Raw genomic sequence first — 22,631 nt, forward strand, 5'->3', positions numbered from 1 at the left:
GGCCGCGGCGGGCGGCGCCCGGCGCGGGTCAACGCGATAGTCTGGCGGATTCCTCCCCTCGCTGCCAGTCTTTTGCCGGCCAGGCCAGCACTCCCACCGCCGTGATCACGACCGCGGTGGTGCGAAAGGGGGGACTCGAACCCCCACGCCTTGCGGCACTGGCACCTAAAGCCAGGGCGTCTACCAATTCCGCCACTTTCGCTTGCTGGGACATGGCCACGGCGATCGCAGGATAGGGCGAACGCGGGTGCCAGACAATAAAAAGGGCGCCGGGGACTGATCCCTGGCACCCGTTCTATCTGGTGGGCCGTGATGGATTCGAACCATCGACCTATTGATTAAGAGTCAACTGCTCTACCAACTGAGCTAACGGCCCGGAACACGCGGAATTGTACAGCACAATCCCTGAAAAAGTGGGGTGGAAGACGGGACTCGAACCCGCGACCCTCGGAATCACAATCCGATGCTCTAACCAACTGAGCTACATCCACCACAGGCAAAACAACAACAGGCGAAACGACAGCAGGATCATATCCAAAACATACGGGTGACTGGCGCGCCCGGCAGGACTCGAACCTGCAACCACTGGCTTAGAAGGCTAGTGCTCTATCCGGTTGAGCTACGGGCGCCTGTGGAAATCATACCGACGCCGTGGAACTTGTTGGTCGGGGCAGAGGGATTCGAACCCCCGACCCTCTGGTCCCAAACCAGATGCGCTACCAGACTGCGCTATGCCCCGATCCGGGCCTTCGTTGCACGCCAATGCCGCGAAAGGCCGACCATTCTGGCGCCGGGCCCGGGTACTGTCAACGGTTCAGCGGTAAACGCGCGGCTGCGGTGTATCCTCGGGGCAGATATCCACTTTTTACGGCCCAGGAGGCTTGCATGATCCGCAGCAGCAATCCGGCGTTGAAGGAGTCCAGCTTCTTGGACATCAACAGCGGCACCGTCGTGCGCGGCGGCAATGACGTGATGACCCTCAACGGCACGGTCAACAAGACCGGCATGCTGTTGTTGCTCTGCGTCCTCACCGCATCGTTCGCATGGAGCCAGGTCTCCACCCCGGCCGGCATCGTCGGCGCTGCTCCCTACATGTGGGGCGGGCTGATCGGCGGGCTGGTGCTCGCGTTCGCCACCATCTTCAAGAAGGAATGGGCGCCGATCACCGCGCCGCTGTACGCACTGGTGGAAGGCTTCTTCCTCGGCGCGATCTCGGCGATGTTCAACCACCTGTACGACGGCATCGTGATGCAGGCCGTGCTGCTGACCTTTGCCACGCTTTTCGCGATGCTGTTTGCGTACCGCAGCGGGATGATCAAGGTGACCGAGAAGTTCAAGCTCGGCGTGGTGGCCGCGACCGGCGGCATCTTCCTGGTCTACCTGGCCAGCATCGTGATGGGGTTCTTCGGGGTGAACATTCCGATGCTCCACGAGTCGGGCATGGTCGGCATCGGCTTCAGCCTGGTGGTGGTCGTGGTGGCTTCGCTGAACCTGGTGCTGGACTTCGATTTCATCGAGAACGCGGTGGCCAAGGGCGCGCCCAAGCACATGGAGTGGTATGGCGCATTCGGCCTGATGGTCACACTGGTGTGGCTGTACATCGAGTTCCTGCGCCTGCTGTCCAAGCTGCAGTCGCGCTGAGGGCTGCGCTGGCACAAGTCACGAAAAGGGCGCTTCGGCGCCCTTTTCATTGGCGCCACACCCGGAAAAAAAAACGGAGCGCCAGTGGCGCTCCGTCGGGTCCGAAATACCATCAGCGGACGTAAACAGTTTTCCAGGTCAGACCCGGCTGGCGATCGCCTTGGCAAAGCCCATCGTGGTGCCGGTGCCGCCCAGGTCGCCGGTCAGGCTGTCCTTGGCTTCCAGCGTGGCCACAATCGCCTTGCGCAGGCGGGTGGCGTCTTCGGGCTTGCCGAGATGGTCGAGCATCTGCGCAGCGCCCAGCAACAGCGCGCACGGGTTGGCCTTGCCCTGGCCGGCGATGTCCGGGGCCGTACCGTGAACGGCTTCGAAGATCGCCGCGTCGGCGCCGATGTTGGCACCCGGGATCAGTCCCAGGCCGCCGATCAGGCCGGCACACAGGTCGGAGATGATGTCGCCGAACAGGTTGGTCGTCACCAGCACGTCGAACTGCTCGGGGCGCATCACCAGCTGCATGCACGCGTTGTCGACGATCATCTCCTCGCACTCGATGTCCGGGTACAGCGCGGCAACCTCGCGCGCGGTCTTCAGGAACAGGCCCGAGGTGGACTTGAGGATGTTGGCCTTGTGGACCACCGTGACCTTCTTGCGGCCAGCCGCCCGTGCCAGGTCGAAGGCGTAGCGGACGATGCGCTCGGAGCCCTTGCGGGTGGTCCGGGTGACGGAAATCGCGCTCTGCCCGTCGGCCGCGGTTTCCTGGCCTTCCGCGCTGTAGGCGCCTTCGGTGTTCTCGCGCACGGTGATCACGTCCACGTCGGCCGGGAAACGCGTCAGCGTGTTGGGGAAGGACTTGGCCGGACGCACGTTGGCGTACAGGTCGAAGCGCTTGCGCAGCTCGACGTTGATCGAGGAGAAGCCGCCGCCGACCGGCGTCGTCAGCGGGCTCTTCAGGGCGATCCGGTTCTTGCGGATGGAATCCATGGTCGCGGCGGGCAGCAGCTCGCCGGTCTTCTCCATCGCGACCATGCCGGCGTCGGCGTATTCGTAGGCCAGGTCGAGCTTCATCGCGTCAAGCACGTGGAGCGTTGCATCCATGATTTCCGGGCCGATGCCGTCGCCATGGATGACCGTAATCGTCTGAGTCATGTGGGATTCTCTTCCAGCTGGGGGAGCGCGCTGCGTGCTGCGCGGCGCCGAAGGGTTAGCCCCGTAATTATGCCGGATCGCCGGCCGGCCTGCAGGCCGGCGCGGACGGAAAGTCAGCTGTGGTCATGCACCGCCGGTGCCGTGCCCTCGCCCCGCTCGAGCCGGTCGAGGAAGTCGACGGCGCGGCGCAGATGCGGGATCACGATCGAGCCGCCAACCACCAGGCCGACCGAGAACGTCTCGAACAGCTCCTCGCGCGTGGCCCCGGCCTGATGGCACTGGCCGACGTGGTAGCTGATGCAGTCGTCGCAGCGCAGGACCATCGAGGCGACCAGGCCGAGCAGTTCCTTGGTCTTCACGTCGAGCGCGCCGGCCTTGTAGGTCTGCGTGTCGAGGGCGAAGAACCGCCGCACGACCTGGTTGGGTTCGGCCAGGATGCGGTCGTTCATGCGCTGGCGGAAGTCGGCGAAACCCTCGGCGTCGGCGCTTCCCGGCCTTTCGCCCACCTCACTCACTGCGCGCCTTCCAGCAAGGGCTCGAACTTGCCGGCGCGATGCATGGCCATCATGTCGTCGAAACCGCCCACGTGGGTGTCGCCGACGAAGATCTGCGGCACGCTGGTGCGCTTGGCGAGCGCGACCATTTTCTCGCGTTCGGCCGGGTCCAGGTCGACGCGGATCTCGCGCCATTCCAGGCCCTTGCTCTTGAGGAAGTTGCCCGCCGCCACGCAATACGGGCAGGTCGCGCTGGTGTAGATGAGGATCTCGGGGGTCGCGTTGGAAGTCAAAACGTCTCTCCTGCAGTGAACTCGGGGGGCGGTTGGCGGTCATACGACCGGTCGTGGTGGACAGGCGCCGAATGGGTAGCTCGCGGCGCCGTCCGGGCCAGCAGATGCGTTAATGGGTCGCACTACGCCGAACCGGTGTGTGTTCCAGTCTAATCCGCCCGGCACTCTTGCCGTTGATCATCGCCATCGCGGTTAACCGGCAATTAACCCGCGACGCCGCCGCACGCACCATCCTCGATCAACCGCGCCACCCTGCAGCACCGGTACTAGGAGCCTCCACTTGCGCCGCATCGTCTTGCTCACCACCGCCCTCACCTTTGCTCTGGCCAGTGTCTGTGCCCCGGCGCAGGACTCCCTGCCGGATATCGGCTCGTCCGCCGGTGAGTTGCTGACCCCGGGCCAGCAGGAGGAATACGGCGCGATGATGCTGGCGCAGTTGCGTCACTACGACTACATCCTGGAAGACCCGTTGATCGACAGCTGGCTGGATGCGCTGGGCAGCCGGCTGGGTGCGAGCAGTGACCGGCCGACCCAGCCGTTCACCTTTTTCATGCTGCGCGAACGCCAGATCAACGCCTTTGCCACCCTCGGCGGCTACATCGGCGTCAACGCCGGCTTGGTGCTGGCAGCCGATCGCGAGGACGAGGTCGCCGGGGTGCTGGCGCATGAGATCTCCCACGTCACCCAGCAACACGTGCTGCGCGGCGCGGAACGCACGCAGCGCGATCAGTTGCCACTCCTGCTGGGCATGCTGGGCGCGATCGTCGCCGCCCAGGCGGCAGGGGGCAGCTCGTCGGGCGAGGCCACCCAGGCCGCGATCATGTCGGCGATGGGCCTGGCCCAGCAGCGCCAGATCAACTACACCCGCTCCAACGAGCACGAGGCCGATCGCATCGGCTTGCAGACGCTGGCCCGCGCCGGTTACGACGCCAGCGCCATGGCCGACTTTTTCCTCGTCATGCAGGCGCGTTCGCGGGCCAATGCCGCCGGCGCCTATGACATTCCCGACTACCTGATGACGCACCCGGTCACCACGACCCGCATCAGCGAGGCCAAGGAGCGGGCGGCGCGGCTGGGCGCGAGCACCGGCCGCTTCCAGCCCGGCTCGATCGCCACCGACAATCCGCTGTTGCCGGACGGGCTGGTCATCCAGGCCAGCGCCAGCCAGGGCACCGGTTACTTCGACCTCGCCCGCGAGCGACTGCGTGTGTTCAGTGCCGAATCGCCGACGGCGGCGATCCGCGAGTACGAGCAGATCGCCGGGCGCGGCGAACTGGACGAAGCGCAGCGCTACGGCCTGGCGATCGCACGCCTGCGCGCCGGCCAGGCACCCGCGGCGGTGACCCTGCTGCAGGGCCTGATGAAGGATCGTCCGGCGGACCTGTGGATCAACCTGGGCCTGGCCGAGGCGGAATCGCGCAGCGGCCGGAAGGCGAGTGCCGACACCCGCTTTGAAGCGCTCGCGCAGCGATTGCCGCGCAATCGCGCTGTGGTCCTGACCTATGCCTCCGCGCTGCTGGAACGCGATGACTTGGAATCGGGCAAGCGCGCCCAGGCAGTGCTGCGGCCGTTGGCCGGCCAGTCCGCCAACGACCCCGAGTTCCAGCGCAGTTTTGCGCGCGCCAGTGAAATCGCCGGCGAGCCGATCCGCGCCGGTGAGGCCTACGCCGAGGCGGCGTTCCTGAGCGGCCGCGCCGAGCAGGCCCTGGTGCAGTTGAACGTGCTGAAGAAGCGCCCGGAGGTGGACTATTACGCGCGGGCGCGGATCGAGGCGCGCATCGCCCGGATCACGCCCACGGTGCTGGAACTGCATCGTCAGGGCATCCGCGACGAGGTACTGGAACGGCGCTAGCCTCAGCGGCGAGCGGCAAGCGTTTCGACGCTGTCATCAACCGGTCATGGAGCCGTGGTGTACTGCCCGGAGCGGAAGCTGCCGGGTCGATCGCGGCGATTCCCGCCCTACCTCCCGAGGCAGTCGAGCTTTCCTTGCAAAAACGCATCCTGATTGTCGAAGACGAGCCCGCCATCCGCGACATGGTCGCCTTCGCGGTATCGCGCAGCGACTACGAGCCGGTGACGGCCTGCGACGCGCAGGCGGCGGAGCTCGCCATTGCCGACCGCGTGCCGGACCTCATCCTGCTGGACTGGATGCTGCCGGGCACCAGCGGCATCGAACTGGCCCGGCGCTGGCGTCGGCACGCGCTGACCCACGACATCCCGATCATCATGCTCACCGCCCGCGGCGAGGAGGACGACCGGGTGGGCGGCCTGGAGGCGGGTGTCGACGACTACGTGGTCAAGCCGTTCTCCACCCGCGAGTTGCTGGCGCGTATCCGCGCGGTGCTGCGCCGTGCGCGCGGGACGACGAAGACGGCAGCATCCGGATCGGTGCCCTGCGCATGGATGGCGCTGCCCACCGGGTGTTCGCCGGTGATCCGGGCAATGAGCAAGCGGTCGCGATCGGACCGGCCGAGTATCGCCTGCTGCATTTCTTCATGACCCACGCCGACCGCGTGTACTCCCGCCCCCAGCTGCTGGATCACGTCTGGGGCGGCAGCGTTTACGTGGAGGAGCGGACCGTGGACGTGCATGTGCGCCGGGTGCGCCGGGCGCTGGAGCCGTTCGCGCTCGACGGCATGATCCAGACCGTGCGTGGCGTGGGCTACCGCTTCTCCGCCGCCCCCACCACCTGAGCCGCGCGGGACCTGTTGGATACTGGGCCATGACTCCCGACGCCCGCAACGCCTGGCTGCGCACCCTTGGCCTGACCGCAGCCGGTCTCGTGATCGCGGGCGCGCTCGGCATCGTCGCAGGGCACTTCTGGCCCGTACTGGCGCTGGCAGCTGTGGCGATGCTGGGCTGGCAACACTGGCAACTGGGCCGTGTACTCCACCGGCTCGGCGCGCGCCGCTGGCCCCGGCTTGCCGGCAAGCGGGGGGCCTGGGACGAACTGGATCGCCTGCACGATCGCGACCAGCGCGAGCGCCGACTGCGCAAGCGGCGTCTGCTGGAGATGCTGCGGGCCTACCGGGCAGCGGCGGCCGCGTTGCCCGATGCGGTCGTGGTGGTGGAGCGCAACAGCCAGCGGATCCGCTGGTTCAACCAGGCCGGGGCCAAGCTGCTCGGACTGCATTATCCGGCCGATGTCGGCGCGCCACTGGTCCCACGCCTGCACCCCTTGCCCATGGCGCAATGGCTCGCCAGTGGCCGCCACGCCGACACCATCGAGGTCGCCTCACCGGTCAGCCCGGCCATCCGCCTGAGCCTGCGCCTGATCCCATACTCGGAAAACCTGTGGCTGCTGGTGGCACGCGACGTCACCCGACTGCTCCAGCTGGAGCAGATGCGTCGGGACTTCGTGGCCAACGTCTCCCACGAACTGCGCACGCCACTGACGGTGATCCACGGCTACCTGGACATGATCGATCCAGACGAGCACCGCGCCCTGGCCCCGATGCTGGGCGAGATGCAGCGCCAGTCGCAACGCATGGCCCGGCTGGTCGAGGACCTGCTGGCACTGTCGCGGCTGGAGTCCGCGGACGGTGCGCCGGTCGACGAGCGGGTGCCGATGGCGCCCCTGCTCGACACGCTGCGCCGCGAAGGTCTCGCGCTCGGCCAGGGCAGGCACCGGATCGTGGTGGAAAACACGGCAGGCGTGGATCTATGGGGATCGGGCGCCGAGTTGCACAGCGCGTTCTCCAACCTGGTCGGCAATGCGGTGCGGCATACGCCCGACGGCGGGCAGGTGCTGATCCGGTTCCGGCGTGATGACGGCCACCAGGACGGGCCGGCCGCAGAAGCGGGCGGTGTCGCACTGGAGGTCATCGACAGCGGCATAGGCATCGCCGCCGAGCACCTGCCGCGGCTCACCGAGCGCTTCTACCGGGTGTCCAACAGCCGCTCACGCATCAGCGGCGGGACCGGACTCGGGCTGGCGATCGTCAAGCACGTGCTGCAGCGGCACCAAGCCCGTCTCGAGGTGCGCAGCCGGGTCGGCGATGGCAGCATGTTCTCCTGTCACTTCACGGCTGCGCGGGTCCGTCCACCTGAGCCCGGCGCCAGTCACCCTGCTCCCAGCGAGGCCACGCAATGAACGCCCCCCAACGGCCGTCCTCACCCTCGGCGCCGCCGCTGCAGGTCGAGCTGGAGCAGATGCTGCCCGACGATGCGCCGCTGGATCTCGGCCTCTACAGCGACACCGCCGCCGACGGCCTGCTGCACGATCCGTCGCTGTACTTCAACCGCGAGCTGTCGCAACTGGCGTTCAACGTGCGGGTGCTGGCCCAGGCGCAGGACCCGGAGGTGCCGTTGCTGGAGCGGCTCAAATTCCTCTGCATCAGCTGCACCAACCTGGACGAGTTCTTCGAGATCCGCGCCGGTGCCGTCCAGCACGCCCTGGACGTGGGCGGCCCGCTGGCGCCCGATGGGCTGGCGCCGTCCGCCCTGCTGAGCCGCATCCACGACGAGGCCGCCGCCCTGGTCGAGGCGCAGTACGAATGCTGGAACAGCGTGCTGCGACCGGCGATGGCCGAGGCGGGCGTGCGCGTGCTGGCCCGCGGCAGCTGGAGCATGCGCCAGACCCGCTGGCTGCGCGCGTATTTCCGCGACGAGATCATGCCGGTGCTGTCGCCGCTGGGGCTGGATCCCGCGCACCCGTTCCCGAAGATCCTCAACAAGTCGCTCAACATCGTCGTCGTGTTGAAGGGGCGCGACGCGTTCGGCCGCAGCGGCGGGCTGGCGATCGTGCGGGCGCCGCGGTCGCTGTCGCGCATCATCCAGGTGCCGCAGCGCGTCAGCGGCGGCGCCAGCGATTTCGTGTTCCTGTCCGCGGTGCTGTCGAGCTTCGTCGATGAGCTGTTCCCGGGCATGGAGGTCCAGGGCGCCTACCAGTTCCGGGTGACCCGCAACTCGGAGTTGTTCGTCGATGAGGAGGAGGTGGACAACATCGCCCTGGCGCTGCGCGACGAGCTGGCCGGCCGCGGCTACCTGCGCGCGGTCCGCCTGGAGATCGCCGACGCGTGCCCGGAGCCGATCGTCAACCTGTTGCTGGAGAAGTTCGCCCTGGCGCCTGAGGCGGTGTATCGGATCAAGGGGCCGGTCAACCTCAACCGGGTGATCCAGGTATACGACCTGGTCGATCGCCCGGACCTGAAGTTCCCGCCGTTCCAGCCGAGGGCGCTGCCCGGGATGGACCGGATGTTCGAGACGATTGCCGCCGGTGACGTGCTGCTGCACCACCCCTTCGATGCCTTCACCCCGGTGCTGGAGTTGCTGCGCCAGGCGGCCGAGGATCCTGCGGTGCTGGCCATCAAGCAGACGCTGTACCGGTCGGGCAAGGATTCGGCGATCGTCGCTGCGCTGATCAACGCCGCGCGCAATGGCAAGGACGTCACCGCGGTGGTCGAACTGCGCGCGCGCTTCGACGAGGAGGCCAACCTGGGTTTCGCCGACCGCATGCAGGAGGCCGGGGTGCAGGTTGTCTACGGTGTGGTGGGCTACAAGACCCACGCCAAGATGATGCTGGTGGTGCGCCGCGAGGGGCGCAAGCTGCGCCGTTACGTGCACATGGGCACTGGCAACTACCATGCCGGCACCGCGCGGCTGTATACCGATCTGGGCCTGATGACGGCCCATCCGGAGATCGGCAACGACGTCCACCTGATCTTCCAGCAACTGTCCGGCCTGGCGCCGTCGATGACGCTCAAGCGCCTGCTGCAATCGCCGTTCACCCTGCACGCGGGAATGCTGCAGCGGATCGACCGCGAGCGCGCCCATGCCGAGGCCGGGCGTCCGGCACGGATCGTGGCGCGCATGAACGCGCTCAACGAGCCGCAGGTGATCCGCGCGCTGTACCGGGCGTCGCAGGCGGGCGTCGAGATCGACCTGATCGTGCGTGGCGCCTGCACCCTGCGCCCGGGCGTACCTGGTGTAAGCGAGAACATCCGCGTGCGCTCCATCGTCGGCCGCTTCCTCGAGCACGGCCGCGCCTACTGGTTCGCCAACGACGGCGCGCCGGAGCTGTTCTGCGCGAGTGCCGACTGGCTGGAGCGCAACCTGCTGCGCCGGGTCGAGACCTGCTTCCCGATCCTGGACCCCGCGGTCGCCAGGCGGGTGTTCGACGAGGCCCTGGAGAACTACCTGGACGACAACCTCAACGCCTGGCAACTGCAGCCCGGCGGCGAATACCGCCTCGTTGAACGCGCGGACGACGCCCTGCCCCATTCGGCCCAGGCGTCGTTGTTGGCCAAACTGTGCGGATGATCGAAACTGCCCCGATGACCGACCTCCACCCGACCCCGCTGCCGTTGCAGGAGGGCGAAATGCTGGCCGCCATCGACCTGGGGTCCAACAGTTTCCACATGGTGGTGGCGCAGTACCTGCTCGGTCAGCTGCGGGTGGTCGACCGGCTGCGCGAGACGGTGCGCCTGGCCGACGGGCTGGATGCCCGCGGCGGCCTGTCAGCGGAGGCGCGCCAGCGTGCCTACGCATGTCTGGCGCGGTTTGGCCAGCGCATCCGCGACATCCCGCCGCAGCGGGTGCGCGCGATCGCCACCAACACCGTGCGCAAGCTGGCGTCACCGCAGGCCTTCCTGATGCCGGCCGAAAGCGCGCTCGGCCATGCCATCGAAGTCGTCGCCGGCCGCGAGGAAGCTCGCCTGATCTATCTGGGCGTCGCCCACACCCAGCCAGCCAAGCGTGGTCGCCTGCGGCTGGTGCTGGACATCGGCGGTGGATCGACCGAATGCATCATCGGCAGCGGCCTGGACACCATCGAGCGCGAGAGTGTCCAGCTGGGCTGCGTGGCGACCACCCGCAAGTATTTCAGCGACGGCAAACTCAGCCGCAAACGCTGGAATGCCGCGCTGACCGATGTCGCAACCTCGTTCCAGCCCTTTGCCGCGCGCTACCGCGAGCTGGGCTGGGACGATGCCATCGGCACCTCGGGCACCAACAAGGCGATCGGCGATGTCTGCGCGGCGATGAAGCTGACCAAGGGTTCCGTCCTCGCCGATGCGCTGCCACCGGTGCGCGACCAACTGCTGCGCGCGCGCAGCATCGACACCATCGACCTGCCCAGCCTGCCCGAGGACCGGCGGCCGGTGATCGCCGGCGGGCTGCTGGTGCTGGAGGCGGCCTTCCACGCATTGGCGCTTGAGCGCATGGCGGTCAGCAAGGCGGCGCTGCGCGAAGGTGTGCTCTACGACATGCTCGAGCGCGGCGGCGATGACGACCCCCGCGACAGCTCCGTGCTGGCGTTGATGAAGCGCTACGGGATCGACACGCTGCAGGCCGGCCGGGTGGAGGCAACCGCGCTGCGCCTGTTCGACCAGGTGGCCGGAGCGTGGCAGCTGGAGATCGACGACCGCCTGATGCTGAGCCGCGCGGCCCGGCTGCACGAACTCGGCCTGACCATCGCCCACAGCCAGTACCACGTGCACGGGGCCTACGTGGTCGAGCACACCGACATCGCGGGCTTTTCGCGCCAGCAGCAGCAATTCCTCGCCGCGGTGATCCGCAGCCAGCGGCGCAAGATCCCCAAGCACGTCTTCGACGCCCTGCCCGACCGCCTGCTGCCGGCGGCGCGGCACACCGCCGCGTTGCTGCGCCTGGCGGTGCTGATCCATCGCGCGCACGAGGCGGACCCGATCCCGCGGCTGGACGCCCAGGTCGACGGTGATCGACTCACGCTGACGCTCGACGAGCGCTGGTTCGATGCGCGCCCGCTGTTGAAGGCCGACCTGGACGACGAGCCGGCCAAGATCGCGCCGCTGGGAATCAGCCTGCGGTTGCAGACGCGATAACGCTGGCGCCCCCTGCCTCCTGGCCGGACGCGGCCACCGGTTGCGTCAGCCCGCCGCGCAGGCCCTGCACGCGGGTCAGGATCGGCGGTGGCGAGACTTCCTCGGGGGTGAGGAAGATGCCCCAGCGACGCAGCCGTCTGCCCGCTTCGGGGTCTGCGGTGAGCGCCACCAACGGCATCGACAGCATCAGGCCCAGCAACACCGGCGACATCCACAGCATCAGCCAGGGCGATACCGCGAAGCTCCACGCCGCTCCCACGACGCCGCATACGGTGACGCCGCCGTAGCGTTGCCACAGCTCGGCGCGGGTCAGCGTGCCGTCATCGCGGCGCTGGCTTTCCCAGCCCGAGTCGCGGCCGGCGAGCACCTCGATCACCCCGCGCGACTGCACGTACATCGTGACGGGAGCCATAAGGGTCGTCAGCAGCGTCTCGACCAGCACGCCGGCGGTCAGGCGCAGCGCGCCGCCGCAGCTTCGGCGTGCCCACGGATCGGTCAGGGCAAGGATGAAGCCCAGCAACTTCGGCCCCAGCAGCAGGGACATGGTGAGCATGAACACCCAGAAGAAGCGCTCCATGCCCTTGGGCCCGGTCCAGTCAGCCGCTGAGCCGATGCGCGGGAACACAAGCGAGTCCCACTGCAGGCCGGAGCTGGCCATCGTCATCACCAGCCCGATCAGCATCAGGGCGCCCCAAAGCGGCGCGGTGATGTAGTGGCCGATGCCGGTCAGCAGGTGCCAACGGCTCACCCAGTGCAGGCCCTTGGCCGGAATCACGCCGCCGTGCTGCAGGTTGCCCTGGCACCATCGCCGGTCGCGCACCAGCATGTCGGTCAGCGACGGTGGGCCTTCCTCGTAACTGCCGCCCAGCGCGGGCACCAGGTGCACCTCCCAGCCGCCGCGGCGCAGCAGTGCGGCCTCGACGAAATCATGGCTGAGGATGCTGCCGCCAAACGGTCGCGATCCCGGCAACTCCGGCAGGCCGGCGCAGGAGGCGAATGCCGCGGTGCGGATGATCGCGTTGTGGCCCCAGTAGTTGCCTTCGGTGCCGTGCCACCACGCGTTGCCGTGGGCCAGCACCGGACCGTACACGCGGCCGGCGAACTGCTGCATGCGGCCGAAGATCGTGCTGCCGTTCACCACCACCGGCAGGGTCTGGATGAGGCCGACTTCCGGGTGCCGCTCCATGGCCACGGCCAGGCGGTTGATGCCCTTGCCGGTCATCAGGCTGTCGGCATCCAGGATCAGCATCTGCGGGTAAGCCGCGCCGAAGCGGCGCACCCATTCGGCGATGTTGCCGGCCTTGCGGTCGATGTTCTGCGGGCGATGCCGGTAGTACAGGCGCACCTGGCCGCCGAGCGTGTCACGCAGGCGGTGGAAGGCGGCCAGCTCGCGCTGCTGCACCTCGGGCCGGGTGGTGTCGCTGAGCACGAAGAAGTCGTAGGCGTCTTCGCGGCGGGTCTTCAGCACCGATTCGCAGATCGACTGCAGGCCCGCCATCAGCCGCTCGGGATCCTCGTTGTAGGTCGGCATCAGCAACGCGGTCCGGGTGGTCAACGCGGGCAGCGGACCGGCATCGATCACCCCCAGCCGGTCGCGCCGGCGGTAGCCGTTGACGATCAATGCAAAGCCGGCGAGCGCGCTCATGAAACCCTGCGCGACCCAGACGAACAAGGCCGCGAACAACACCAGGCTGAGCCACTCCAGCGCGCTGTGACCGCCCCCGCGCATTGCCCACCACAGCTGGTAGGTCGCCAGCAGGGTCAGGCCGGCGGTTCCGCCAAGCACGATCAGCCGGCGCCAGACGATGTCCAGCGGCGACCCGGCCAGGCGCGCGGCGGCAGGCGCGGAGTCTTCGAATGACTGCACGGGCATTGCCAGCGCGGCCTCGGGCGGCACCATCGCCATCTCCAGCGAGCGCGCCGGGATTTCGGCAGGCGCGGTCCCGGTGGCGCCTGTGTTCGGCTCAGTCAGGGAGTGCATCGTGCTCATGCGGTCCATCGGTACAACCACGTTTCAGAAAGGGGGGTTCCGTCCGCGCCCAGCAAACGTGCGCGCAGCTCGATGACCGGGTCGCTCCCGGGATCAAGCTCGAAAGCGATGCGCCAGGTGCCATCCACCGCCCCCGGCTGGGCGACGACGTTGGCAACGCGGCCTGCGCTGGCGTCCACTTCCGCGTGCGGCGCTGACGCAGCCGCAGCATCCTGAAGGCCGCCGCCGGCCAGATCAATGACGAACCGACGCGCGCCAGCGCCGGCAGCAGCTGTCGGCAGGCGCCCCGCCGACACCACGGCGCCCACCCGGGTGGCCTCGGCGCGGGCCAACAAGGGGTTCCAGGGGTGCCGGTCGCACCAGTGCAGGCGGTAGTCGAAGCGATGTTCGCGGCCGGCGACCAGCGGTTTCCGAGGACGCCAGAAGGCGACGATGTTGTCGTGGTACTCGTCAGCGGTGGGGAGCTCGAACAGGTACACGGCGCCGTCGCCCCAGTCGCCCTGCGGCTCCACCCATGCGCTGGGGCGCAGGTCGTAGCGCGCTTCGCTGTCACCGTAGTCGTTGAATGCGCGCTTGCGCTGCATCAGGCCGAACCCACGCGGCTGGCGATCCAGGAACAGGCTCTCCTGCACCGAGGCGGGATTGCGCAGCGGTCGCCACAGCTGCTCGCCGGCACCGTTCAACAGGGCCAGGCCATCGGAGTCGTGCACCGCCGCCCGGTAGTCATCGATCCCCACGCGGTCGCCGGCGTCGAACTGGAACATGCTGGTCAGCGGCGCGATGCCGGCCCGGGCCAGGTCCACCCGCGGGTACAGCCGCATGCTCACGTCGAACACCGTGTCTGCGCCGGGATGGATGACGAAGGTGAAGGCGGCTGCAGCGCTCGGACTGTCCATCAAGGCGTGGACGCGGATCTGCGCGGCGCCCGGCGCGGGGCGTTCCAGCCAGAACGCCTTGAAGACCGGGAATTCCTCACCGGCCGGATCGGCGGTGCCCAACGCCAGCCCGCGCGCGGACAGACCGTAGCGTTGGCCGCGCCCGACCGCACGGAAATAGCTGGCGCCAAGGAACGCGCACACCTCGTCGAAGTAGTCGGGCCGGTTGATCGGCGCATGCAGGCGGAAACCGGCAAAGCCCAGATCGGCGTCGTCGGGCTTCGACGCGGCGCCGAAGGTGAAAAGATCCGGGCTGTAGGTCACGGGCCGGGCGATGCCAGCGATCACCTCGTGGATTTCCACGCGTTGCGCGTGGAGGAAGCCGCGATGGAAGAACTGGGCCTGGAAGGGCCGACCGTCTGCGCGCCATAGCGAATGCGACGGATCAAAGCGGATGTCGCGGTACTGGTCGTAACCGATGCCGCGCAGCGCCTCGGGCAATGCACTGCTGGCCGGCTGGAAAGGCTGCGCCGCCAGCTCCCGCGCCAGGGCGGGCACGGTGTCGGCGCCGAAAGGCGTGCCGACCGTAAGCGCAGCCGCCTGCGCGCCGCCGTCCAGGAGGAACGACAGGGGCGATGCCGACGCCGGACGCACCAAGGCTGCCAGCGGCAGCGACAAACCCGCGATCAGCAGTTCACGACGGTCCACACGGATACCGGAAAGGGGAAAAGCGCCCAGCCTAGGCGCTCCCCCATTAATATTCGGCAACTGCGCGCGGTAAAGCGGTCCGCCGCTTTGTCACCAAGTCCGGAGCAACGGCATGGGCGGACTAGCAGCCGCGCTCCAGCGGGCGGGCCCATGCGACCTGTCGTGCTGGAGGGAACGCCGCGGTTTCCGGTCCTGCCTTCAGCGGAAGCGTCAGCGCGTCATTGCGCGAGTAACCCCGCCGCCGCCAGAACGCCTCGTTGCTGCGCCAGAACGGCGGACGTCGCGGATCGTCCTGATCGCGCTCGAAGGCCATGAACATCGTCGACTCGAAGCCGCCCAGCGAATGGGCGTGGTTCTCGCGCTCGCTGAAGAAGCGATGGCCCAGACCGCGACCGCGATAGCCCGGCAGCAGCACCGAGCCTGCCAGCAAGAACACCGGCGCAATGGCGCGCCCGGCCGCATCGAAGGCGTCGCGGACGACTCCCTCCTCGTCTTCCAGCGGCAGCCCCAAGGCCGCGCCCACCAACCGCGCCTGGTCCATGACCAGTACCGCGATGCCCCGCCAGGACTTGGCCCAACCTTCAAGACGTGCCCGCTCGGCGCGCGCATCGCCATCGTGCAGGTCGGGCCACGCCTGCAGCACGTTCGCCCGCAACCGCGCGACATCATCCAGAACCGCAGCGACCTCGGTGCCCGTCCTGCAGCTGACCGTCAGACTGCGCTGGCTGGGATGGCTCTCATGCCGGGACTGGACTTCGGTGAGCGGATTCATGCCTGGCATGCGATCGTCCTCGCGGTATCGGCGATGGGTCATCCGCCGGACTGTAGCGCACGAAAGTGTGCGCGCCGTAAAGCCGTGGACGTGACGGCCGTCACGCCGGCCGCCCGGCTGCAATTTGCGGAGCCGGACTCACCGGTCCGCCTGTACGCGCGCCGCCGCGATACCCTGTGCGGATGAACTATCGCCACGCCTTCCATGCCGGCAACCACGCCGACGTCTTCAAGCACATCACCACCCTGGCCGTTTGCGATGCGCTGCTCGCCAAGCCTTCGCCGCTGTTTGCCCTGGATACCCACGGCGGGCGCGGCCTGTATGCGCTGGACAGCAACTCCGCCCAGCGCACCGGTGAGGCCGAGGCCGGCATCGGCCGCCTGATTGCCGAAGCCCCGCGGCACCCGGCGATCACCCGTTACCTGGCCGCGATGAAGGCCTGCCGCGCCCAGCACGGTCCGACCAGTTACCCGGGCTCGCCGTGGCTGCTCGCCCACGCGCTGCGCGAGGAAGACCGCATCGCGGTGTGCGAGCTGCTGCCCGAGGAAGCCGCGCAACTGAAGGCCAACTTCGCCGGCGATCCGCGCGTCGCCACCCACACCCGCGACGGCTACGAGGCGATGAAGGCCCTGCTGCCGCCGCGCCTGGGCGAGTTGCGCTACAACCGCGGGCTGGTGCTGATCGATCCGCCCTACGAGGCACAGCTGCTGGAGTTCGACACCATCATCGCCGCCCTGCGCGACGCCCTGGTCCGCTGGCCGAACGCCTGCTACGGCGTCTGGTATCCGATCAAGCTGCGGCGGTCGCTGAACCAGTTCTTCCGCCGCGCCGCGACGCTGCCGGTGAAGTCATCGCTGCTGGCCGAGCTGATGGTCCACCCGGACGACTCGCCGCTGCGCATGAACGGCAGCGGCATGCTACTGCTCAATCCGCCATGGCAGTTCGACACCACGATGCGCGAAGCGCTGCCGCTGGTGCAGAAGGCGCTGGCTGGAAGCGACGGGTCCTGGCGCGTGGAGTGGCTGAAGCAGGCCGACTGAGCCCAGCCGCTCGCCACCCGGGTGCTCGCCACCCGGGCTGGGCACCCGCGCTTATACGCCGGCGCGCACGTCCGGCTCGAAGAAACTCCAGCGCACTTCCGGAAACGCCTGTTTCATGGCCAGTTCGATCGCGTTGATCTGATCGACCAGCAGCGGCACGTCCTTTTCCTCGCGCATGTGCGCCTGCACCGAAACCATCGCCTCGTTGCCCAGCTGCATGGTGATCAGGCTGATCACGCGGATGATTTCCGGTCGGCCGTCGAGGAACTGGCGGATCTGTCGCTGCCGGTCCGGGTCCACGCTCTGGCCGATCAGCATGGCCTTGATCTCGATCGCGACCAGGACCGCCACCACGATCAGCAGCGCGCCAATGCCCAGCGTGCCGATCGCATCCCACACCGGGTTGCCGGTGATGATCGTTGCCAGCACCGCAAGCAGGGCGAACGCCAGTCCGACCAGCGCGGCCAGGTCCTCGCCGAAGATCACCACCAGCTCGGCCTGACGGCTTTCCCGGAACCAGCGCCACAGGCTACGATGGCCGCGCGACTTGTCGACCTCCTGCAGGCAGGTCCGCAGTGAAATGCCTTCGGCGATGAGCGCAAATACGAGCACCGCCACCGCCCACCACAGGCTGCTGCCGGGCTCGGTTTCGCCCGCGCGCAGTTTGTGCACGCCCTCGTAGAGCGAAAACATCCCGCCCACGGTGAACAGCATCACCGCGACCAGGAACGACCAGAAATACACTTCGCGCCCGTGGCCCAGCGGATACTCCGGCGACGCCGGCTGGCGGGCCTGCTTCATCCCCAGCAGCAATAGCAGCTGGTTGCCGCAATCTGCCAGCGAGTGGATCGTCTCGGCCAGCATCGCGCTGGAGCCGGTAAAGAACGCCGCCGCGCCCTTGGCCACGGCAATGGCGAAGTTCGCAGACAGGGCGTACAGGATCGCGCGGGTCGAATCTCCACTTCCGGACATGGCGTCTTTCCGCTTGAAGGATCGCGAGTCTAGCACCGGCAAATGTATGCGCAGCGTGCCTTTGCGCTCCTCACCGACGCTGCCGGGCCGGCAATCAGTGGATGAATACGGCCTTTACATGCCGTGTGCCACCATCTGCGCATGAGTACCCGTGAACGACTCCCGCCGTGGCACGAACGCCAGCGCCTGCCCAACGGGCGTGAGCTGCTGATCCGCCCGATCCGTCCCGAGGATGCGGAGCCACTGCGTGCCGGTTTCTCGTTGTTGCAGCCCAACGAGATCCGCCAGAGGTTCCTGCACTCCATGAAGGAGCTCTCGCAGGAATCGGTGGAGCGCTTCACCCGGATCCAGCCCAAAACCGAGTTCGCCCTGGTGGCCGCCGAGCCGCTGCCGCCCGGGGAAGCGCTGGTCGGCGCGGTCGCGCGCATCTCGATCGACCCCAACGGGCGCGATGCGGAGTTCGCCATCCTGGTCAGCCACTTCATCGCCGGCATGGGCCTGGGGCGCTACCTGATGACGCGGCTGGTGAAATGGGCGCGCGGCAAACAGCTCGAGCGCGTCTATGGCGACGTCTTCGAGCACAACCTGCCGATGCTCTCGCTGGCCGATTCGCTGGGCTTCGTGCGCGAGTGGCAGCAGGACGGCCTCGTTCGGGTCACCCTGCAATTGACCCCGACGGACGAAGCGGCCTGACGCCCCAGCCCGGACGGCTGCTGGCACCATCGGCTAAAATGGCCGGCTGATGCCTGCCTCCCCCTCCCCCACTCCGCCGCTGCCGAAAGCGGGCCATCTGCGTGCCTGGTGGCGCGCGCCGGCGTCGCTCTCGGCCCTCGCTTTCCACATCGCCCGCGCTGCCGCCACCCATCCGGGGCCGCTGCTGGCGATCGTGCGCGACAACCAGTCCGCGCAGCAGCTGGAGGCGGACCTGCATACCTTGCTGGGTTCCGGCGCGTCGGCGGGCGATCCTGTGGCGTCCGCCAGCGACGCGGCATCACTGCCGGTGCTGCACTTTCCCGACTGGGAAACGCTGCCCTACGACCACTTCAGCCCGCACCCGGAAATCATCAGCCAGCGACTGGCCACGTTGAACCGCTTGCCGCGATTGCAGCGCGGGATTGTCGTCGTGCCGGTGCAGACCCTGCTGCAGCGACTGGCGCCGCTGCGCCATGTGGTCGGCGGCAGTTTCGATGTCACCGTCGGCCAGCGCCTGGACCTGGATGCCGAGCAGCGACGCTTGCAATCAGCCGGCTACCACCACGTGCCGCAGGTGCTCGACCCGGGTGACTTCGCCGTGCGCGGCGGCCTGCTGGACGTGTACCCGATGGGGGCCTCGCAGCCGTTCCGGGTGGAGCTGCTGGACGACCGGATCGACACCATCCGCGGCTTTGACCCGGAGACCCAGCGCTCCGAGGACAAGATCGATGCGGTCAAACTCCTGCCCGGGCGCGAACTGCCGCTGGACGAGGCATCACTGAAACGCGCGCTGGACGCGCTGCGCGAGCGCTTTGATCTGGATACCCGCCGCAGCGGCCTGTACCAGGACCTCAAGGCCGGCACGGCGCCGTCGGGGATCGAGTACTACCTGCCCCTGTTCTTCGACCAGACCGCCACCCTGTTCGATTACCTGGACGAGGCGACGCTGCCGCTGCTCGGCGAAGGCGTCAACGAGGCCGCGGACGCGTTCTGGCGCCAGACCGGCGAGCGCTACGAGCAGCGCCGGCACGACCTGGAGCGACCGCTGCTGCCGCCGGACGCACTCTACCTGTCACCGGATGCGCTGCGCGAGCGGCTCAACCAGGGCGCCCGCATCGAGGTCTGCGGCGAATCGCATCCGCAGGGTGCGCGTGCCGAAGTGCTGGCCAGCCAGCCGGCGCCCGCGCTGCCGATCAGTGCGCGCGACCAGGTTCCCGCCGGCGAGCTGAAGTCCTTCCTCGGCCATTACCCGGGCCGGGTCCTGATCGCCGCCGATTCGGCCGGACGCCGCGAGGCGCTGCTGGAGATCCTCCGCGCTGCCGAGCTGGAGCCGGAGGTGCTGCCGGACTTCCAGGCGTTCCTGGGCAGCAACCGGATTACCGCCAAGGCGCCGACAGACAGTGCGGGCGACACCCGCTTCGCCATCGCCGTGGCTCCGCTGGAAGATGGTTTCGCCCTCACCGCGCCCGCGCTCGCGGTCCTGACCGAGCGCCAGTTGTTCCCCGAACGGGCGACCCAGCCGCGTCGTCCGCGTCGCGCGGGACGTGAGCCGGAGGCGATCGTCCGCGACCTGGGCGAGCTGTCCGAAGGCGCGCCGATCGTCCACGAGGACCACGGCGTGGGCCGCTACCGCGGGCTGGTGACGCTGGAGGCCGGTGGCGAGAAAAACGAATACCTGGAAATCGAGTACGCCAAGGGCGACCGGCTGTACGTGCCGGTCGGCCAGCTGCACCTGATCAACCGCTACTCGGGCGCCTCGGTGGAAACCGCCCCGCTGCACTCGCTGGGCGGGGAGCAATGGAGCAAGGCCAAGCGCAAGGCGCAGGAAAAGGTCCGCGACGTGGCCGCCGAGCTGCTGGAGATCCAGGCCCGGCGCCGCGCCCGCGCCGGACTGGCGATCGACCTGGACCGGGCGATGTACGAGCCGTTCGCGGCCGCGTTCCCGTTCGAGGAGACCCCCGACCAGCACGCCGCGATCGAGGCGGTGCTGCGCGACCTGCAGTCCAGCCAACCGATGGACCGGGTGGTCTGCGGCGACGTCGGCTTCGGCAAGACCGAGGTCGCCGTGCGCGCCGCGTTCGCCACCGCCGCGGCGGGCAAGCAGGTTGCGGTGCTGGTGCCGACCACGCTGCTGGCCGAGCAGCACTACCGCAACTTCAGTGACCGCTTCGCCGACTGGCCGCTGAAGGTGGAAGTGCTGTCGCGCTTCAAGACGCCCAAGCAGATCAAGGCCGAGCTGGAAAAGGCGGCGGAAGGCACGATCGATGTGATCGTGGGGACCCACCGGCTGCTGCAGAAGGATGTCCGCTTCAAGGACCTGGGACTGGTCATCGTGGACGAGGAACAGCGCTTCGGCGTGCGCCAGAAGGAGGCGCTGAAGGCCCTGCGCGCGAACGTCCACCTGCTCACCCTGACCGCCACGCCGATCCCGCGCACCCTCAACATGGCGATGGCCGGGCTGCGCGACCTGTCGATCATCGCCACCGCGCCGGCGCACCGGATGGCGGTGCAGACCTTCGTGGTGCCGTGGGACGACAGCCAGCTGCGCGAGGCGTTCCAGCGCGAGATCTCCCGCGGTGGCCAGGCCTACTTCCTGCACAACGACGTGGAAAGCATCGGCCGCATGCAGCGCGAGCTGGAAGCGCTGGTGCCGGAGGCGCGGATCGGCATCGCCCACGGCCAGATGCCCGAGCGCGAGCTGGAGCGGGTGATGCTGGACTTCCAGAAGCAGCGCTTCAACGTGCTGTTGTGCTCGACCATCATCGAGTCGGGCATCGATATCCCCAACGCCAACACCATCATCATCAACCGCGCCGACAAGTTCGGCCTGGCGCAGCTGCACCAGCTGCGCGGGCGCGTCGGTCGCTCGCACCACCGCGCCTATGCCTATCTGGTGGTGCCGGACACGCGCTCGATCAGCGCCGATGCGAAGAAGCGGCTGGACGCGATCGCGGCGATGGACGAACTGGGCGCCGGTTTCACCCTGGCCACCCACGACCTGGAGATCCGCGGCGCCGGTGAGCTGCTGGGCGAGGACCAGAGCGGGCAGATGGCCGAGGTCGGCTTCAGCCTCTACACCGAGCTGCTGGAGCGCGCCGTGCGCAGCATCCGCCAGGGCAAGTTGCCCGACCTGGACGCCACCGAAGAGCGCGGCGCGGAGATCGAGCTGCATGTTCCGGCGCTGATCCCGGAGGACTACCTGCCCGACGTGCACACCCGCCTGACGCTGTACAAGCGGATCTCCGGCGCCCGCGACGCGCATGATCTGCGCGAGCTGCAGGTGGAGATGATCGACCGCTTCGGCCTGCTGCCCGACCCGGCCAAACACCTGTTCGCCATCGCCGAACTGAAGCTGCAGGCCACCGGGCTGGGCGTGCGCAAACTGGACATCGGTCCCACCAGCGGCCGGCTGCAGTTCGTCGAGAAGCCCAAGGTCGACCCGATGGCGGTGATCCGCATGATCCAGGGCCAGCCCAACCTGTACCGGATGGACGGCCCCGACAAGCTGCGCCTCAGCCTGGAACTGCCTGAGCCCCCGGCGCGCATTGCTGCCGCGCGCGCTCTGCTGATCTCGCTGACCCCGTCGTGATTGGCACGGCGGGCGATCCACGCCAGTAGCCGAAGCAATTCCGCCGGCGATTGTCAATCCCCACGGCGTGCTTTAAGGTCGGTTCAGCAGTGCGGGGTGATGCACTGCGCGTTCGATGCGGAGCGTTTCCGCAACCAGGGGGAATACCAATGAACAAGACGGCACTCTTATTGCCGCTGTTGCTGGTCGCCGGTGGCGCCCACGCACAGCAGGCCAACGCCTGCCCGCAGTTGGACGCCAGTACGGGCCTGACCTGGGAATACCGCGGCGGCAACGGCGCGGATTTCTGCCGCGCGCTGCGCGCCGACGGGTCCGAAGCGTTCGGCATGTACATCAGCAAGAAGCCGACCTTCTCGCCGCAGCGCAGCAACCGGGTGGAAAACGGCAGCATCGGCGGCCGTGAGGTCCAGTGGTACCGGGCCGAACTGGCCGGGCAGCCGGGGATCGAGGCACGCGAGACGCTGCTCAAGCTCGACGACGGTCGCAGCGCGCACGTATGGATGCAGGCGCCCTCGCAGGACCAGCTGCAGCAGTCTTTCGAGCTGACCCGCGACATCGATTTCTCGACCCGCCGTACCGCCAAGGCGATCGCCGGCCAGTAGCCGCAGTGCGGGTT

The 22,631-nt window shown here is 68.2% G+C and carries 16 protein-coding genes, 5 tRNA genes and 1 pseudogene; 10 read left to right on the forward strand and 12 right to left on the reverse strand.

Annotated elements, in window-relative coordinates; all coding sequences use genetic code 11:
• Window positions 1–117: 117 nt before the first annotated feature.
• From INQ41_RS09920 to INQ41_RS09940, 5 genes are all read right to left on the reverse strand, one after another.
• Window positions 118–202, reverse strand: a tRNA-Leu gene (locus INQ41_RS09920).
• A 98-nt stretch (window positions 203–300) separates the two neighbouring features.
• A tRNA-Lys gene (locus INQ41_RS09925) sits at window positions 301–376 on the reverse strand.
• Window positions 377–414: 38 nt separating this feature from the next.
• A tRNA-His gene (locus INQ41_RS09930) sits at window positions 415–491 on the reverse strand.
• 61 nt (window positions 492–552) lie between these two features.
• A tRNA-Arg gene (locus INQ41_RS09935) sits at window positions 553–629 on the reverse strand.
• A 33-nt stretch (window positions 630–662) separates the two neighbouring features.
• Window positions 663–739, reverse strand: a tRNA-Pro gene (locus tag INQ41_RS09940).
• Window positions 740–885: 146 nt separating this feature from the next.
• Between INQ41_RS09940 and INQ41_RS09945 the strand changes: the two genes are divergently transcribed.
• A complete protein-coding gene (locus INQ41_RS09945; RefSeq protein ID WP_193984073.1) occupies window positions 886–1,641 on the forward strand; it encodes a Bax inhibitor-1/YccA family protein in 756 nt (251 codons plus the stop codon).
• Between the two features lie 138 nt (window positions 1,642–1,779).
• Here INQ41_RS09945 and INQ41_RS09950 read toward each other — a convergent pair whose 3' ends face one another.
• The 3 genes from INQ41_RS09950 to grxC all read right to left on the reverse strand — a co-directional run bounded on the left by INQ41_RS09950 (window position 1,780) and on the right by grxC (window position 3,574).
• Entirely contained in the window at window positions 1,780–2,787 is a 1,008-nt protein-coding gene (locus tag INQ41_RS09950; protein ID WP_193984075.1) for an isocitrate dehydrogenase, read from the reverse strand.
• Between the two features lie 113 nt (window positions 2,788–2,900).
• A complete protein-coding gene (locus INQ41_RS09955) occupies window positions 2,901–3,236 on the reverse strand; it encodes a carboxymuconolactone decarboxylase family protein (protein ID WP_228076803.1) in 336 nt (111 codons plus the stop codon).
• A gap of 62 nt (window positions 3,237–3,298) precedes the next feature.
• Entirely contained in the window at window positions 3,299–3,574 is a 276-nt protein-coding gene (gene grxC / locus INQ41_RS09960; protein WP_193984077.1) for a glutaredoxin 3, read from the reverse strand.
• A 280-nt stretch (window positions 3,575–3,854) separates the two neighbouring features.
• Between grxC and INQ41_RS09965 the strand changes: the two genes are divergently transcribed.
• From INQ41_RS09965 to INQ41_RS09985, 5 genes and pseudogenes are all read left to right on the forward strand, one after another.
• Entirely contained in the window at window positions 3,855–5,426 is a 1,572-nt protein-coding gene (locus tag INQ41_RS09965) for a M48 family metalloprotease (protein WP_228076568.1), read from the forward strand.
• Window positions 5,427–5,560: 134 nt separating this feature from the next.
• Window positions 5,561–6,267, forward strand: a pseudogene (gene phoB, locus INQ41_RS09970) (phosphate regulon transcriptional regulator PhoB).
• 29 nt (window positions 6,268–6,296) lie between these two features.
• Entirely contained in the window at window positions 6,297–7,667 is a 1,371-nt protein-coding gene (gene phoR, locus INQ41_RS09975) for a phosphate regulon sensor histidine kinase PhoR (protein WP_193984079.1), read from the forward strand.
• A gap of 59 nt (window positions 7,668–7,726) precedes the next feature.
• Window positions 7,727–9,835, forward strand: a complete 2,109-nt coding sequence (gene ppk1 / locus INQ41_RS09980) for a polyphosphate kinase 1 (RefSeq protein WP_193987324.1) — start codon at window positions 7,727–7,729, stop codon at window positions 9,833–9,835.
• A gap of 14 nt (window positions 9,836–9,849) precedes the next feature.
• A complete protein-coding gene (locus INQ41_RS09985; protein ID WP_193984081.1) occupies window positions 9,850–11,376 on the forward strand; it encodes a Ppx/GppA phosphatase family protein in 1,527 nt (508 codons plus the stop codon).
• Here INQ41_RS09985 and mdoH read toward each other — a convergent pair.
• The 3 genes from mdoH to INQ41_RS10000 all read right to left on the reverse strand — a co-directional run bounded on the left by mdoH (window position 11,351) and on the right by INQ41_RS10000 (window position 15,721).
• Window positions 11,351–13,357 (reverse strand): glucans biosynthesis glucosyltransferase MdoH, encoded by a 2,007-nt coding sequence (gene mdoH, locus INQ41_RS09990; protein WP_193987325.1) that lies wholly within the window; start codon window positions 13,355–13,357, stop codon window positions 11,351–11,353. The genes INQ41_RS09985 and mdoH overlap by 26 nt on opposite strands.
• A gap of 5 nt (window positions 13,358–13,362) precedes the next feature.
• Window positions 13,363–14,949: a glucan biosynthesis protein gene (locus INQ41_RS09995; RefSeq protein WP_193984083.1), complete on the reverse strand. Its 1,587-nt coding sequence runs from the start codon at window positions 14,947–14,949 to the stop codon at window positions 13,363–13,365.
• 121 nt (window positions 14,950–15,070) lie between these two features.
• Window positions 15,071–15,721, reverse strand: a complete 651-nt coding sequence (locus tag INQ41_RS10000) for a GNAT family N-acetyltransferase (RefSeq protein ID WP_193984085.1) — start codon at window positions 15,719–15,721, stop codon at window positions 15,071–15,073.
• 182 nt (window positions 15,722–15,903) lie between these two features.
• Here INQ41_RS10000 and INQ41_RS10005 point away from each other — a divergent pair, with 182 nt between their 5' ends.
• Complete coding sequence (locus tag INQ41_RS10005; RefSeq protein ID WP_193984087.1) at window positions 15,904–16,761, forward strand: 23S rRNA (adenine(2030)-N(6))-methyltransferase RlmJ; 858 nt, start codon at window positions 15,904–15,906, stop codon at window positions 16,759–16,761.
• Window positions 16,762–16,812: 51 nt separating this feature from the next.
• Here INQ41_RS10005 and INQ41_RS10010 read toward each other — a convergent pair whose 3' ends face one another.
• The gene (locus tag INQ41_RS10010) at window positions 16,813–17,733 is read right to left on the reverse strand and encodes a cation diffusion facilitator family transporter (RefSeq protein ID WP_193984089.1); all 921 of its coding nucleotides are present in this window, start codon (window positions 17,731–17,733) and stop codon (window positions 16,813–16,815) included.
• A 141-nt stretch (window positions 17,734–17,874) separates the two neighbouring features.
• On the opposite strand from INQ41_RS10010, the gene INQ41_RS10015 reads away from it, so the two are divergent.
• From INQ41_RS10015 to INQ41_RS10025, 3 genes are all read left to right on the forward strand, one after another.
• On the forward strand, window positions 17,875–18,426 hold the full coding sequence (locus tag INQ41_RS10015; RefSeq protein WP_193984091.1) for a GNAT family N-acetyltransferase: 552 nt from the start codon (window positions 17,875–17,877) through the stop codon (window positions 18,424–18,426).
• A 49-nt stretch (window positions 18,427–18,475) separates the two neighbouring features.
• Entirely contained in the window at window positions 18,476–22,015 is a 3,540-nt protein-coding gene (mfd, locus tag INQ41_RS10020; RefSeq protein WP_193984093.1) for a transcription-repair coupling factor, read from the forward strand.
• Between the two features lie 149 nt (window positions 22,016–22,164).
• A complete protein-coding gene (locus INQ41_RS10025) occupies window positions 22,165–22,617 on the forward strand; it encodes a hypothetical protein (protein WP_193984095.1) in 453 nt (150 codons plus the stop codon).
• The last annotated feature ends 14 nt before the right edge of the window (window positions 22,618–22,631 follow it).

The organism is Lysobacter ciconiae (genome assembly GCF_015209725.1).
GTDB classification, from domain to species: domain Bacteria; phylum Pseudomonadota; class Gammaproteobacteria; order Xanthomonadales; family Xanthomonadaceae; genus Novilysobacter; species Novilysobacter ciconiae.